This is a genomic window from Pseudomonas sp. Lb2C2 (assembly GCF_052112205.1).
Lineage (GTDB): Bacteria > Pseudomonadota > Gammaproteobacteria > Pseudomonadales > Pseudomonadaceae > Aquipseudomonas > Aquipseudomonas kilonensis.
Genome location: NZ_JAUTYW010000004.1, coordinates 449,868 through 465,089, shown reverse-complemented (window position 1 = coordinate 465,089; position 15,222 = coordinate 449,868). Strand labels below are relative to the sequence as shown.

Below are 15,222 nucleotides of genomic sequence, written 5' to 3'. Positions count from 1 at the left end.
TCGGCTTAAGCCGGAGCGACTGGGGAGCCATGACAAGAGAGATAATAATCATGAGCCAACCCAAAGGCATCCGTCCCCTCGATGGCATTACCGTCGTCAGCCTGGAGCATGCGATTGCAGCGCCCTTCTGCACCCGACAATTGGCCGACCTTGGTGCGCGTGTGATCAAGGTCGAACGACCAGGCACGGGGGACTTCGCCAGAGGTTACGACCAACGCGTCAACGGTCTCGCCTCACACTTCGTCTGGACCAATCGCTCGAAAGAAAGCCTGACCCTCGATCTGAAACAAGATTCGGCCACCGAGGTGCTGGACAGTTTGCTGGCCACTGCCGATGTCCTGGTGCAGAACCTGGCGCCGGGTGCGACAGCACGAATGGGACTGTCATTTGAGGCTTTGCATCAGCGATTTCCACGCCTGATTGTCTGTGACATTTCAGGCTACGGCGCAGGCGGCCCCTATGAAAAGAAAAAAGCTTATGACCTGTTGATCCAGAGCGAAGGCGGATTCCTGTCGGTCACCGGCGGACCGGGTGAAGAAGAAATGGCCAAGGCCGGTTGCTCGATTGCTGACATCGCGGCCGGCATGTACGCCTACACCGGAATTCTGTCTGCCTTGCTGTTGCGTGGACGCACTGGCGAAGGTAGCCACCTCGATGTGTCGATGCTGGAAAGCCTGGTCGAGTGGATGAACTACCCGATGTACTACGCCTACGATGGCGCTACACCTCCCCCTCGCGCCGGCGCCGCCCACGCCACGATTTACCCCTATGGTCCCTTCCCCATCGGTGACGGCACCACAGTAATGCTGGGTTTGCAGAACGAGCGAGAGTGGCAGCTGTTTTGCGACAAGGTACTGCTTACTCCTGAACTAGCGAAAGACGAACGCTTCTCTGCCAACTTCAAGCGCGTCGAAAACCGCCAGGCGCTGCGGGCACTCATCGTTGAATCGTTCTCCACACTCAATTTCGATGCCGTGTTTGATCGGTTGGAGCATGCGCAAATTGCTAATGCTCGGGTCAATGACATGCAAGGTGTTTGGGACCATCCGCAACTTCAGGCGCGTGATCGCTGGCGGGAAGTCGAAACCTCTGCTGGCACGGTTCCTAGCTTGATACCTCCAGGCAGCAACAGCGCATTCGAGCCACGTATGGATGCAGTACCAGGCCTCGGCCAGCACACCGAACAGGTGCTCAGGGAATTGGGGCTGGGTAAGGATCGTATTGAACAAATGCGCGCAGCCGGGGCGATTTAGCCTTGAGCTGAAAACAAAAAGCCTGCCTGAAACGATCAAAGTTTTTGAGAGAACACTGCCCAATGAAGATCCTGGTAGCTGTGAAACGAGTGGTCGACTACAACGTGAAAGTTCGCGTCAAAGCGGACAATTCCGGTGTCGATCTTGCCAACGTCAAGATGTCGATGAACCCGTTCTGCGAAATCGCAGTGGAAGAAGCCGTACGCCTGAAAGAAAAGGGTGTTGCGACCGAAATCGTTGTCGTCTCCATCGGCCCGTCCACCGCTCAAGAGCAACTGCGCACCGCGCTGGCTCTGGGTGCCGACCGCGCCATCCTCGTCGAATCCGCCGAAGATCTGACTTCCCTGGCCGTTGCCAAACTGTTGAAAGCGGTTGTCGACAAGGAACAGCCTCAACTGGTGATCCTTGGCAAACAAGCCATCGACAGCGACAACAACCAGACTGGCCAGATGCTCGCTGCATTGAGCGGTTACGGTCAGGGCACATTCGCTTCGAAAGTCGAAATCAGCGGCGACAGCGTTGCTGTAACCCGCGAAATCGACGGCGGCGCGCAGACAGTTTCCTTGAAACTGCCGGCCATCGTCACCACCGACCTGCGTTTGAACGAGCCGCGCTACGCGTCCCTGCCAAACATCATGAAAGCCAAGAAGAAGCCTCTCGAAGTGCTGACTCCGGACGCTTTGGGCGTTTCCACCGCCTCCACCAACAAGACTCTGAAAGTCGAAGCGCCTGCTGCACGCAGCGCGGGTATCAAGGTCAAGTCGGTGGCTGAACTGGTCGAGAAACTGAAAAACGAAGCGAAGGTAATCTAAATGACTATCTTGGTTATTGCTGAACACGACAACAAAGTGCTGGCCCCGGCCACACTGAACACCGTTGCTGCCGCTGCCAAGATTGGCGGTGACATCCACGTTCTGGTTGCAGGCCAGGGCGCTTGCGCCGTGGCTGAAGCCGCTGCGCAAGTGGCTGGCGTGAGCAAAGTATTGGTCGCTGATAACGCTGCCTACGCTCACCAACTACCGGAAAACGTCGCTCCTCTGGTCGCAGAGTTGGGCAATGGCTACAGCCACATCCTGGCTGCCGCCACTTCCAACGGCAAAAACATCCTGCCGCGCGTTGCCGCTGCACTGGACGTTGACCAGATCTCCGAGATCATCTCGGTAGAAAGCGCCGACACTTTCAAGCGTCCGATCTACGCGGGTAACGCCATCGCTACCGTTCAATCGAGCGCTGCAGTGAAAGTGATCACCGTGCGTGCCACCGGTTTCGACCCGGTTGCCGCTGAAGGTGGTTCGGCTGCTGTTGAAGCGGTTGCTGCTGCTCACGACGCTGGCATCTCCAGCTTCGTCGGCGAAGAACTGGCCAAGTCCGATCGTCCGGAACTGACCGCTGCCAAGATCGTCGTTTCCGGCGGCCGCGGCATGCAGAACGGCGACAACTTCAAACACCTGTACGCCCTGGCCGACAAGCTGGGCGCTGCCGTCGGTGCTTCGCGTGCCGCGGTCGACGCAGGTTTTGTACCGAACGACATGCAGGTCGGTCAGACCGGCAAGATCGTTGCTCCACAGCTGTACATCGCGGTCGGTATCTCCGGCGCGATCCAGCACCTGGCCGGCATGAAAGACTCCAAAGTGATCGTTGCGATCAACAAGGACGAAGAAGCGCCGATCTTCCAGGTGGCCGATTACGGCCTGGTGGCGGATCTTTTTGAAGCGATTCCAGAAATGGCCACCCTGGCTTGATCACTGACCGATTGGAGCAAAGAATATGAGCAGCAGTTCCGATTTTTCCGCCTGGATTGGACGACGTCAGGAAAGCCAGGACCGGATCAGTTTCACTCTGGTCAGACGCATTGCCGCGACATTGGGCGAGTCGGCACCACAACCCGGTGAGCCGCTGCCGCCCCTGTGGCACTGGGCATTTTTTCAGGAGCCGGTGGGTGCCAGCGAACTGGGGCCGGACGGCCATCCAGCGCTTGGGGGATTTTTGCCGCCGGCCCATAACCGCAATCGCATGTGGGCGGGAAGCCGAATTGAGTTTTTCAAGCCATTAAAAGTGGATGCTGAAGTGAGCTGTGTATCGACCATCCTCAACGTCGAGGAGAAGCACGGTCGCACGGGTTCCTTATTGTTCGTCACAGTACGCCATGAGTTTTTCCAGGACGGCAAACGCGCCCTACAAGACGATCAGGACATTGTTTACCGTGAACCTTCCCCGCCCAAACTGAACGGTACCGAAAAGCTACCTGAAGGCCAATGGCAGGAACGGATAGAGCCCACTCCAACCCTGCTGTTTCGCTATTCCGCAGTGACCTTCAATGGTCATCGTATTCACTATGACTGGCCGTATGTGACAGAGACCGAAGGTTATCCGGGGCTGGTGGTACATGGTCCATTGATCGCCACGTTGAATTTACGTGCCTTTACCAAAGCGCATCCAACTGCGCGCCTGGAGCGTTTCGCATTCCGCGGAGTACGACCTCTGATTTCGCCTCAGCCTTTCGAGGTGGGCGGACGTCTAATCGAAAACGGCAAGGCACAGGTCTGGGCTGGCAATCAGGACGGCACAGCACAGATCGGAGAGATCGAGTTCAGCAATGGAGCAACGCCATGAGCAAATCAATTGTTCGCTCCGCCCTGTTTGTGCCGGCCACTCGACCAGAGCGCATCTCAAAAGCTATTGCCACCGGGGCGGATCGGGTCATCGTTGACTTGGAAGATGCCGTGCAAGAAAACCTCAAGGAGCAGGCGAGGGGTAATCTCGACGCGTTCCTGACCGAAGCCTCGGATGCACGGATTCTGGTCCGAGTGAATGCCCCAGATCACTGGGCGCATGTTGCAGATCTGGATCTTTGCCGACGCCACGCCGGCGTTATCGGAATTCTGCTGCCCAAAGCAGAAAGCGCGAAACAGGTCACCACAGCTGCCGGTACCGAAAAACCGATTTGGCCAATCATCGAGAGCGCGAAGGGCTTGTCAGCACTCAACGAAATTGCCGGCACTCAAGGCGTTGAGCGCTTGTCGTTTGGTAGCCTGGATCTGGGTCTGGACCTGAACCTGTCTACTGGCAGCCCTGCCGCTGAAGAAATCCTTAGCCATGCGCGCTACGCCGTTTTGCTTGCCACCCGGGTTGCCGCGCTCGCTCCAGCGTTGGATGGGGTATTTCCGTCGATCCAGGACACCGCAGGGCTGCTACGTGCTGTTCATTTTGCACGCGACATGGGCTTTGGTGGCGCGCTGTGTATCCATCCAACCCAAGTCGCGATCATTCATCAGGCGCTAAAACCAAGCCAAGAAGAATTGCACTGGGCGCAACGCATTATCGAAGCCGCTCGTTCAGGTGAAGGCGTTTTCGTGCTGGATGGGCAAATGGTCGATGCGCCGGTCATTGGTCGCGCCCAATCCATTTTGGCTCGCGCGATCTGATTCAACACCGGCGCTGTTGCTTAGAAGCTATGCATCCATTCCCATCCTACAGGACGGTGTCATGACTAACGTTTCCAGCCTTACCCATGCCATTTCAATCAACCCCACCAATGGTGAGCAGATCGGCCACTACCCCTTCGAATCCGCAGCGGAACTGGAGGCGTCACTGTCACGTGCGATTACAGGGTTTTACACCTGGCGTAGCCAACCCGTCGAAATGCGTTCGCAAGCACTCATCGCTTTGGCAAGGGCATTGCGCGACAACGCAGAAACGATGGCGAAGATGATCACTCAAGAGATGGGCAAACCCAACACTCAGGCGCGCGGTGAGATTGAAAAGTGTGCGCAGCTCTGTGAGTGGTACGCCAAACACGGCCCCGCCATGCTGACTGCCGAACCCACACAGGTTGAGGGCGGAAAGGCACGAATTGAATATCGCCCACTGGGCCCGATTCTCGCCGTGATGCCGTGGAACTTTCCCGTCTGGCAGGTGCTGCGCGGCGCCGTCCCGGCGTTGATTGCCGGCAATACCTACGTCCTCAAACATGCGCCGAACGTGATGGGATGCGCCTATCTGCTGCAAGACGCGTTCAAGCGCGCCGGCTTTGCTGATGGTGTGTTCGAAGTCATCAATGTCACGCCCGACGGTGTCTCAACTGCGATAGCAGATCCTCGCATCGCAGCAGTGACGCTCACAGGCAGTGTTCGAGCTGGCATGGCTATTGGCGCGCAGGCGGGTGCAGCCTTGAAGAAGTGCGTGTTGGAACTGGGTGGCTCAGATCCATTCATTGTGCTCAACGACGCCGACCTAGACGAAGCCGTCAAAGCCGCTGTGATTGGCCGCTATCAAAACACCGGACAAGTCTGCGCGGCTGCCAAACGCCTGATTGTCGAGCAAGGCGTTGTCGAGGAGTTTACCCGCAAGTTTGTCGAGTCCACCTGCAAGTTGGTCATTGGCGATCCACTGGCCACAGACACTTACATCGGACCCATGGCCCGTTTTGATCTGCGCGATGAACTGGATCGTCAGGTCCGGGATACCCTGGAAGAAGGTGCGACCTTGTTGTTGGGAGGCAGAAAAGCCGAAGGCCCTGGCAACTACTACGAGCCTACGGTATTTGGTGATGTCACCGACCAGATGACCTCATTCAAACAGGAATTGTTTGGGCCCGTGGCATCGATCATCACCGCGCGGGACGCAGCACACGCACTGGAACTGGCCAACGACAGTGAGTTCGGGCTTGCCTCGACCATCTACACACGCAATGTCGAACTGGCCCAGAAGCTGGCGGGCGAACTGGAAACCGGAGGCGTATTCATCAATGGCTATTGCGCAACCGACCCACGCGTCACTTTCGGCGGCGTAAAGAAAAGCGGTTTTGGCCGTGAACTGTCGCATTTCGGTGTGCGCGAGTTCTGTAATGCACAGACCGTCTGGCTGGACCGTCACTAACATCAAGCAAGTCGCCAAGCCCAGCGAAAACGTCCGCTGAGCCAAAGATGGGCGAGTCAGAAAAAGACTCGCCCCACCCTTATGAGGAGCTTTTGATGCGAGTCTTCCCTGCAATGCTGGGCGCTACTCTGACTGCGGCGTTAACCTTCACGCCAGCGATGGCTGCCGAACTTACCGGTACACTTAAAAAAATCAAGAACTCGGGGACCATAACCCTGGGGCACCGAGACTCTTCAATTCCGTTCTCCTACATCGCCGATGCTTCCGGCAAACCAGTTGGCTACTCCCATGATATCCAATTGAAAATTGTCGACGCTATCAAGCAGGAACTTGAGATGCCCGAGCTGAACGTACGGTACAACCTGGTGACGTCACAAACGCGCATCCCGCTTGTGCAAAACGGTACTGTCGATCTGGAGTGCGGTTCTACAACCAATACCGCAGAGAGGGCGCAGCAAGTCGAATTTTCAGTCGGCATCTTCGAAGCCAGCACCCGACTGTTGGTCCGAAAGGATTCGACCTACAAAGACTTTGACCATCTCAATGGCAAGAACGTAGTGACCACTGCTGGCAGCACTGCCGAGCGGATGCTCAAGGTCATGAATGCCGAGAAAAAGATGAACATGAACGTCATCTCTGCCAAAGACATTGGTGAGTCTTACCAAATGCTCGAGTCCGGCCGCGCCATTGCGTTTATGCAGGACGATGCATTGCTGGCGGGCGAGATGGCCAAGGCAAAGAAACCGGAAGATTGGGTGGTGACCGGCACCCCGCAATCCAACGAAATTTATGGTTGCACCATGCGTCGGGGTGATCCGGATCTCAAAAAAGTCGTGGATGACTCGATCAAGTCACTTTTCGTCTCGGGCGAAATCAACGCCATCTACGATAAATGGTTTACTCAGCCCATCCCTCCCAAAGGCTTGAATCTCAAATTCCCCATGAGCGCAGAACTCAAAACAATCATCGCCCAACCCAACGACCAACCGGCGCCGGAAAAGGCTCTTTAACGGTCGTCCCCTTCTGCTCGAGCGACCAGGACACAGCGAGGCACTCTCCTCGCGCCATGACCTTTGTATCAGCTGAAGATTCCACCAAGAGCCAGAGCTTTTGTAGGGGTAAAAACACCTAAAAATAAAAAGGGGTCGCGAGATAGAATCTCGCAACCCCTTGAATTATATGGTCGGGACGGAGTGATTCGAACACTCGACCCCTAGCACCCCATCTCCTTTTTCATACTTCTTGAAAGACTCCAAAATTTTACTGTGGATTTTTCTAAGCTAGTATTTACTTGAGCTCCAGCGGTGTTCTGCTCTACGAGAGTCCAGTAACGTCCATCAAGAGCCGACGTTTTTGTGGGGGTAAAAGTAGGGGGAACCCATTTTATGGCCAAAATCACCATCAAAGAACTCGAGTCGCTGACCGCTGAAGATGCCGGCCGCATCCTCCGGGAAGATGGCAATCTCGCCGGCCGAATCTCCCTGCGTAAGGACGGCGTGTCGGTCAGCTTTTTCTATCGCTATCGCTGGGGCGAGCAGAACAAAGAGTACGCCTGCGGCACCTGGCCGCGCAAATCCCTGACCGACATCCGCAAGGCCCGTAACCAGGCCCGTGCGCTCATTGATGAGCAGATCAATCCCAACGAGCACAAGAAAACCGCCAAGGCACAGGCCTATACCGCGGCTAACGTCGAGGCCGAACAAGTAAAAACGACGAAGGTGCAAACGCTGACCGTCCAGGATCTGGCCAAGGCCTGGCTGTTGGATGGCGTGGCGCGAAAAGACGGCAATGCCGAGTTGCAACGACGCTTTAACAAGGACCTTTTGCCAGTACTCGGCAGGACAGCAGTGAACAATGTTTCCGAACACGATATTCGGGCGCTGATCCGCACCGTGGTCAACCGCGGCGCTCACCGGCAAGCCATCAGTTTCTTCGCCGACCTCACCCAGATGTTTAGCTGGGCTAGAAAGCGTCAGCCCTGGCGGAACTTATTGATCGAGGGCGATCCGACTGAGTTGGTCGACATCTCCCCTCTGATCCCCGCCGACTACGAGGCGGAAAGAAGCCGTATCCTTTCCCCGGCGGAGCTGTTGGAACTGCACAACCGTTTCCAGCAAATGACCGCCGATTACGACGCCCTCCCCGCGGGCCAAAAATACGACGGCATTCGTCCGCTAAAGAAGGAAACGCAGCTCGCGCTCTGGATTAGCCTGGGCACGCTGTGCCGAATTGGTGAATTGCTGCAGGCCGAATGGAAAAATGTCGATCTGGACCAGCAAACCTGGTTCCTCCCCAGCGAAAACGTCAAAGGCACCCGCGGCAAGAAACAGGACCACCATATCTTCCTCTCCTCCTTCGCCTTGCATTTCTTTCAGGAACTCAAGACCCTGACGGGAGACTCCCTGTGGTGCTTTCCGAACAAGCAGGATGATGGGCATGTGGACGTGAAAGTGGTGAGCAAACAGGTCGGCGATCGCCAGGCCCGGTTCAAAAACCGCAAGGCCCTCTCAAGACGGCGTCACGACGATACGCTGGTGCTTGCCGACGGCCAGAACGGTGACTGGACACCGCATGACCTGCGCCGCACGGGCGCGACCATGATGCAGGCCTTGGGAGTCAGCCTGGATGTCATTGATCGCTGCCAAAATCATGTGCTGGCCGGCTCTCGGGTGAGACGCCATTACTTGCATCACGACTATGCCGACGAGAAGAAAAACGCCTGGAACCTGTTAGGCGATCGACTCAGTGCCGTTCTGTCCTCAACTTACGAGCACATACCAAACGAGTCGATGTTGTCTTTTCTAGCGAACGATGCGTCAGAGCGGGCTCCCTTATAAGGCGGTTACACCTTGTGCTCCGCGGAGTTTAACATCCGCGACAACCGGTGTTTTGACCTTACATTCGCGATGAACAAAGGTGACAGGCCGCATGCACACATTCGTCAGCTTCACCGTTGCGGATCTGTTCGGAAAACTATGGCGAATGCCCATGATCAAGTTGTCCCACGACATTGGTGTTTCCGACGTCGCCGTCGCCAAAACTTGCCGCAAAGCCGGCATCCCTCTCCCTGGCCGTGGCCACTGGGCCAAATCGGGATCGGGAAAACAACGGCAACGCAAACCCAAACCTCCTCAGGCCGAAGGCAAGGTCCGATTCCAGGTGCTCGACCGTGACACCCCACTTGCCACGACTGGCACTGATTTGAACTCACCTATAGTCCGGCGAACGATTATAGATAGTTGTAAGCGCTCTCATTATGCTCGGCCAAGTCCAGGCCTATCTCTTCGACATGCTCATCCGCGCGCAAGCCAATCACCGCGTTGACCAACTTCAGAATGATGCAGCTAACCGCAAAGCAATAAACCGTAGTGAACAACACGCCTTTCATTTGCGCGACCACTTGGCCACCCATAGTCACGCCTTCGACTAGACCGCCAAGCGACGGGACGCAAAATACACCGGTCAATACGGCGCCGATCATGCCACCGATGCCGTGCAGGCCAAACACATCTAGGCTGTCGTCATAGCCAAAGCGTTTCTTCAGCACCGTGACACTCAGGTAACAGAACACGCCACACAACAGACCGATTGCCAGAGCACCGCCGACGCCGACATACGCACACGCGGGTGTAATGCCGACTAGGCCGGCCAAGGCACCGCTTGCCAGACCTAGTGCACTCGGTTTTCCGACCCTGAACCACTCAGTGAACATCCAGCCGAGAATACCGGCACAGGCGCCCAGTTGAGTGTTGAGCATGACGGTGCCCGACAGTCCGTTTAACCCGCCACCAGAGCCGATGTTAAAGCCGAACCAGCCGACCCAAAGCATTGCTGCACCGACCATGGTCAGGCTGAGATTATGCGCTGGCATCGGCGAGTTTTCGTATCCTTTACGCTTGCCCAGCATCAAGCATGCTGCCAATGCTGCGACGCCAGCGTTGATATGCACTGCGGTGCCGCCAGCGAAGTCCAGCACTCCCCAGTTATGCATCAAGGCGCCCGCCCCGCCCCAAACCATGTGCGCCACGGGCGCGTAGACCAGGGTGAACCATATCGCCATAAACAGCAGCGCAGCGGAGAATTTCATGCGCTCGGCGAAGGCACCGGCAATCAGTGCCGGAGTGATGATCGCGAAGGTCATCTGGAAGGTCACGAACACACCCTCGGGGATTTCGCCCACCAGGCTTTCTGGCGTCATGCCTGACAGAAACGCACGACTCAAGCCACCGACGAAACTATTGAAGCTGACCTCGCCCTCAACCATGTTGGTGGTGTCGACCACCATGCTGTAGCCATAGATCACCCACAATACGCCGACCAGTCCAGCGATACCGAAGCACTGAGTGAACAGTGACAACATATTCTTGGCCCGCACCAGACCGCCGTAAAACAACGCAAGGCCCGGGAGACACATGAACAGCACCAGCACTGCCGCCGTGACCATCCAAGCGGTACTGCCGGTGTTAAGCGTTGGTGCATCGGCAGCCTGGGCCAGAGGAATGAGGGCGCCGAGCGCAAGTAATGCAAGAAGGGATTTGCCGAGTAGACGGTTTACCATTTTCGAAGCTCCTGCAATGAATGGAAAAGTGTCTGGCAGAAAGCGAGGTAGAAGTGACGGGCCTTGATGGCCTCTTCGAGGAAGTAACTAGAAGTCGAAGCATTTGTAAAAGCGCACTCACCAGCGACAAATTCCTATCGCAGGCGAGCGCGCTCAGAGGTGGTTAGGGTCTTAGTACTACTTACCTGGAATCCACGAGGTTCCTGCCAGCGGCACTCGGGCCATCGCTGCCGATTCCACAGTCAATGCCACCAGATCCTCGGGATCGAGGTTATGCAGATGAGATTTACCGCAGGCGCGCGCCATGGTCTGTGCTTCAAGCACCAATACGCGCAAATAGTTGGCCAATCTGCGTCCGCCCTCGACCGGGTCGAGCCGTTTCGATAGTTCCGGGTCTTGGGTGGTGATACCTGCCGGGTCACGGCCGTTCTGCCAATCGTCATAGAATCCGGCCGCCGAACCGATCTTCTTCAGCTCCTCGTCGAGGCGCGGATGATTGTCGCCGAGGGCGATCAATGCCGCTGTGCCGATTGCCACTGCATCAGCGCCAAGCGCCATGGCCTTGGCCACGTCGGCACCGTTGCGGATACCGCCGGAGACGATCAGCTGCACTTTGCGGTGCATGCCCATTTCCTGCAGTGCCTGCACTGCCTGCGGGATGGCTGGCAGAATCGGGATGCCAACGTGTTCAATAAACACTTCCTGAGTTGCCGCAGTACCACCCTGCATGCCATCGAGCACGATCACATCGGCACCGGCCTTCACCGCCAACTTGACGTCGTAGTAAGGGCGGCTAGCACCGATCTTCACGTAAATCGGTTTTTCCCAATCGGTGATTTCACGGATCTCGGCAATCTTGATCGCCAGGTCGTCAGGCCCTGTCCAGTCGGGGTGACGGCAAGCGGAACGCTGATCGACGCCGATTGGCAAAGTTCGCATGCCCGCGACACGCTCGGTCACTTTCATGCCCAGCAGCATGCCGCCTCCACCCGGTTTAGCACCCTGACCCAACACAATTTCAATGGCATCGGCTTTGCGCAGGTCATCCGGGTTCATGCCGTAACGCGAAGGCAGGTACTGATAGACCAGATGTTGCGACTGACCGCGCTCTTCCGGGGTCATGCCGCCGTCACCGGTGGTGGTGCTCGTGCCCGCAATGGTCGCGCCACGGCCCAGGGCTTCCTTTGCGTTGGCCGACAGCGCACCAAAGCTCATGCCCGCGATGGTCACTGGAATCTTGAGGTGGATCGGCTTCTTGGCGAATCGATTGCCGAGAATCACATCGGTGCCGCACTTCTCGCGGTAGCCTTCCAAGGGGTAACGGGAAACGCTCGCACCCAGCAACAACAAGTCATCGAAGTGCGGTAGCTTGCGCTTGGTGCCGCCGCCGCGAATGTCATAGATGCCGGTTTCGGCGGCCCGCTGGATTTCCTGGATGGTCAGGCGATCGAAAGTGGCCGACTCGCGCAGTACCGGGGCTTTTGGAGTAGTGGAATCGCTCATGGTCTTGCTCCTGAATCAGTACGCGGAGGCGTTATCGACTTTGAAGTTGTACAGCTGACGGGCCGAACCGTAGCGCTTGAAGTCCGACGCTTTTTCGTTGAATCCGGCGCGATTGAGTAGTTCTTGCAACTCCTCGATATGCTCGGCGCGCATCTCTTTCTCGATGCAGTCCGAACCCAGTGATTCGACTTTGCCTTTGACGAAGATTTTGGTCTCGTACAGTGAGTCGCCCAGCGCATCGCCCGCGTCTCCGCAGACAACCAGTCGCCCGGCCTGGCCCATGAAGCAGCTCATGTGACCGATGCTGCCGCCTACCACGATATCGATGCCTTTCATGGAGATGCCGCAGCGCGCACCGGCATCGCCTTCGATCACCAGCAAGCCGCCATGAGCGGTAGCTCCCGCTGCTTGCGAGGCGCTACCTTTGACTCGTACGTAGCCGGACATCATGTTCTCGGCGCAACCCACACCGACGTTGCCGTGCACGGTGACTGAGGCTTTTTGGTTCATACCGGCGCAGTAGTAACCGGCGTGTCCCTGAATATCCACGGACACCGCTTCGTTGACGCCAACTGCCAGGTTGTGAGCACCGTTGGGATGCATCACCACCCACTCTCGCTCTTCGAGATTTTTAACTTGATCGTGCAGCGCCTGGTTGAGGTCGCGCACGGTGGAAGTGGAAAGATCGATAGTTTTCATGTGCGTGCTCCTTAAGCCGACTCGCGTTCCCAGATGTACATGGTGGCGGGAACGGGTTCCCAGACTTTGGCTTTCTCGATACCTGGCAGGCTCGACAGCGCTTGGTACTCCGAGGCCATAGCAACGTAGTCGTCGGTCTCGGCGAGGATCGCCGGCTTACACGCGATTGGATCTCGGATCACCGCAAAACCGTTACGGGTGCCTACGGCGAAGGTGAAAAAGCCATCCAGTGCTTCCAGCGAGCTGTCCAGCGCAGTCTTCAAAGAGTCGCCCTGCTGCAGACGCCAGGCCAGGTAGCCGGCAGCAACTTCGGTGTCGTTTTCCGTATCGAAGTTGATCCCTTCGCGACGCAATTCCTGACGCAGGCGGAAGTGGTTTGACAGAGAGCCGTTGTGCACTAGGCACAGATCGGCACCAGTGGAGAACGGGTGACTGCCTTCCATGGTTACAGCGCTTTCGGTGGCCATGCGGGTGTGACCGATGATGTGGCTACCTTTCATGCTGCCCAAACCAAAACGTTCGGAGATCTCTTTTGGCAAACCCATGCCCTTGAGAATTTCGATGCTCTTGCCGGCGCTCATGATGCGTACGCTTGGGGCCAGCTCACCCAGCGCAGCACGCACCACAGACTCTTCTGCCTTGACCTTCAGCACCACGGCGCTGGCGTTCTGAAACCAGTCCAGCGACGCACCGAGCTTGCCTTCCAGAGCTGCAATCAGCGCCTTAAAGTCATAACCTTCGGTAGTTGCCTGCAACGTCAACTTGACCCAACCGTCACCCACTTCATCACCGTAGATGGCAAAGCCGGCGCTATCCGGGCCACGATCGGTCATGGCTTCGAGCATTGGCTCAAAGAGCTTGCCGAGCTGGGACTCCAGCGCAGGATTTTTCAGGTAAAGACCCACGATTCCACACATATTCATAACTCCTGGGCAGAAGATGCCCAACCCATTGGCTGGGCATCAGAAACAACGGGTTAAACGAGAGGGTTAGAAAAATTCGGTGTAGCGATTCACTTCCCAGTCCGAGACGTGGCGGCTGTATTCCACCCACTCCATGCGCTTGAGCTTGATAAACTCGCCGACAATTTCCTTGCCCATCACTTCAGCAAACAGCGGGTCAGCTTCAAGCGCATCGCAAGCTTCTTTGAGCGACTGCGGCAAAGTTTTAATGCCCTTCGCCGCAATGGCTTCCAGTCCCAAGCTGTAAAGGTTTTCGTTGCAGATCTGATCGGGCATCAACTGCCGTTCGATACCGTCCAGGCCCGCAGCGATGATCGCGGCACTGACCAGGTACGGATTACAGCCAGCGTCCGGGAGGCGAAATTCAAGACGGCCGTAAGGCACACGAACCATGGCAGAACGGTTGTTGGCGCCGAAGGCGATAAAAGCCGGCGCCCAAGTAGCGCCGGAAAGCGAATTTCCGACTACCAGACGCTTGTACGAGTTGACGGTTGGTGCAGCAAAGGCACAAAGCGCTGGGCCATGGGCGAGCAACCCTGCCGCAAAGTGATAGGCCAACTTCGACAAGCCCATACCGTTCTTGTCAGAGGCATCGAAGAACAGGTTTTTGCTCTCAGCGCTGGCAATAGAAAGATGGAAATGCATGCCGTTGCCAGCACGCTTCGGATCAGGCTTCGGCATGAACGAACAGATCATGCCCAGATCATTAGCAATCTCACCGGCGGCCATTCGGAAGAACGTGAAACGGTCAGCCGACTCCATGGCATCGCTGTAGGTGTAGTTGATCTCGAATTGGCCATTGGCATCTTCGTGGTCGATCTGATAGATGTCGAAACCCACTGGCTGCAGCGCTTCAGTGAGCTTTTCGAGAAACTCTCTGGAGCGCGACAGGCCTTTGTAGTCGTAGCAAGGCTTGTCCAGGTTGTCGCTGGCATCGACCAACTGCAACTTGCCATTGGCATCCCGGCGCATCAGGTTGAACTCGGGCTCCAGACCAGTGTTAAGCGTCCAGCCTTTAACTTTAAGCCGCTCTACTTGTTGCTGCAGGACGTAGCGACTGTCGTAAGGCCAAGGTTCGCCATTGACGTGGCCAATGCAGACAATGCGACCGTAGCCCGGTTGCCATGGCACCGGAGTTAGCGTTGACAGATCGCCCTTGGCCATGAAGTCTGGGCCATGCGGCTCCATACCCATGCCACTGATGGCAAACCCGGCAAAGCCAGCACCAGCTTCTGCAACCATCGGCAGGCCTGAGATAGGTACCGACTTCGTTTTGGCGGAACCATGGATATCCACGAACTGCGCAAGCACATACTTGATACCGTGCTTTTCAATCAGACGCTGGGTCTCTGCTGGTAACATTTTGTCT

The 15,222-nt window shown here is 56.7% G+C and carries 13 protein-coding genes; 8 read left to right on the top strand and 5 right to left on the bottom strand.

The window, feature by feature from the left end; all coding sequences use genetic code 11:
* The first annotated feature begins 50 nt into the window (after nucleotides 1-50).
* The 8 genes from Q7F16_RS14085 to Q7F16_RS14050 all read left to right on the top strand — a co-directional run bounded on the left by Q7F16_RS14085 (nucleotide 51) and on the right by Q7F16_RS14050 (nucleotide 8,968).
* Nucleotides 51-1,253, top strand: coding sequence for a CaiB/BaiF CoA transferase family protein (locus tag Q7F16_RS14085; protein ID WP_048381773.1), 1,203 nt, complete (start codon nucleotides 51-53; stop codon nucleotides 1,251-1,253).
* A gap of 62 nt (nucleotides 1,254-1,315) precedes the next feature.
* Nucleotides 1,316-2,065, top strand: a complete 750-nt coding sequence (locus Q7F16_RS14080) for an electron transfer flavoprotein subunit beta/FixA family protein (protein ID WP_048381771.1) — start codon at nucleotides 1,316-1,318, stop codon at nucleotides 2,063-2,065.
* On the top strand, nucleotides 2,066-2,995 hold the full coding sequence (locus Q7F16_RS14075; protein WP_409556363.1) for an electron transfer flavoprotein subunit alpha/FixB family protein: 930 nt from the start codon (nucleotides 2,066-2,068) through the stop codon (nucleotides 2,993-2,995).
* Nucleotides 2,996-3,020: 25 nt separating this feature from the next.
* Nucleotides 3,021-3,866 (top strand): FAS1-like dehydratase domain-containing protein, encoded by an 846-nt coding sequence (locus Q7F16_RS14070; protein ID WP_003442203.1) that lies wholly within the window; start codon nucleotides 3,021-3,023, stop codon nucleotides 3,864-3,866.
* Nucleotides 3,863-4,678: an HpcH/HpaI aldolase/citrate lyase family protein gene (locus Q7F16_RS14065; RefSeq protein ID WP_003442201.1), complete on the top strand. Its 816-nt coding sequence runs from the start codon at nucleotides 3,863-3,865 to the stop codon at nucleotides 4,676-4,678. The genes Q7F16_RS14070 and Q7F16_RS14065 overlap by 4 nt, the downstream gene beginning before the upstream one ends.
* A gap of 61 nt (nucleotides 4,679-4,739) precedes the next feature.
* A complete protein-coding gene (locus tag Q7F16_RS14060) occupies nucleotides 4,740-6,131 on the top strand; it encodes an aldehyde dehydrogenase family protein (RefSeq protein WP_003442198.1) in 1,392 nt (463 codons plus the stop codon).
* Nucleotides 6,132-6,226: 95 nt separating this feature from the next.
* Nucleotides 6,227-7,141, top strand: coding sequence for a transporter substrate-binding domain-containing protein (locus Q7F16_RS14055; protein ID WP_003442195.1), 915 nt, complete (start codon nucleotides 6,227-6,229; stop codon nucleotides 7,139-7,141).
* A 375-nt stretch (nucleotides 7,142-7,516) separates the two neighbouring features.
* Nucleotides 7,517-8,968, top strand: a complete 1,452-nt coding sequence (locus Q7F16_RS14050) for a tyrosine-type recombinase/integrase (RefSeq protein WP_409556362.1) — start codon at nucleotides 7,517-7,519, stop codon at nucleotides 8,966-8,968.
* Nucleotides 8,969-9,360: 392 nt separating this feature from the next.
* Here Q7F16_RS14050 and Q7F16_RS14045 read toward each other — a convergent pair whose 3' ends face one another.
* From Q7F16_RS14045 to glnT, 5 genes are all read right to left on the bottom strand, one after another.
* A complete protein-coding gene (locus Q7F16_RS14045) occupies nucleotides 9,361-10,689 on the bottom strand; it encodes an ammonium transporter (RefSeq protein ID WP_409556361.1) in 1,329 nt (442 codons plus the stop codon).
* Nucleotides 10,690-10,866: 177 nt separating this feature from the next.
* Nucleotides 10,867-12,192 carry an FMN-binding glutamate synthase family protein gene (locus tag Q7F16_RS14040; protein ID WP_409556360.1) on the bottom strand — a complete coding sequence of 442 codons (1,326 nt, stop codon included), beginning with the start codon at nucleotides 12,190-12,192 and terminating at the stop codon, nucleotides 10,867-10,869.
* A gap of 15 nt (nucleotides 12,193-12,207) precedes the next feature.
* Nucleotides 12,208-12,891, bottom strand: a complete 684-nt coding sequence (locus tag Q7F16_RS14035; RefSeq protein WP_409556359.1) for a protein glxC — start codon at nucleotides 12,889-12,891, stop codon at nucleotides 12,208-12,210.
* An 11-nt stretch (nucleotides 12,892-12,902) separates the two neighbouring features.
* Nucleotides 12,903-13,808, bottom strand: a complete 906-nt coding sequence (locus tag Q7F16_RS14030) for a class II glutamine amidotransferase (protein ID WP_409556385.1) — start codon at nucleotides 13,806-13,808, stop codon at nucleotides 12,903-12,905.
* Between the two features lie 72 nt (nucleotides 13,809-13,880).
* Nucleotides 13,881-15,215, bottom strand: a complete 1,335-nt coding sequence (glnT, locus tag Q7F16_RS14025) for a type III glutamate--ammonia ligase (protein WP_409556358.1) — start codon at nucleotides 15,213-15,215, stop codon at nucleotides 13,881-13,883.
* Between the last annotated feature and the right edge of the window lie 7 nt (nucleotides 15,216-15,222).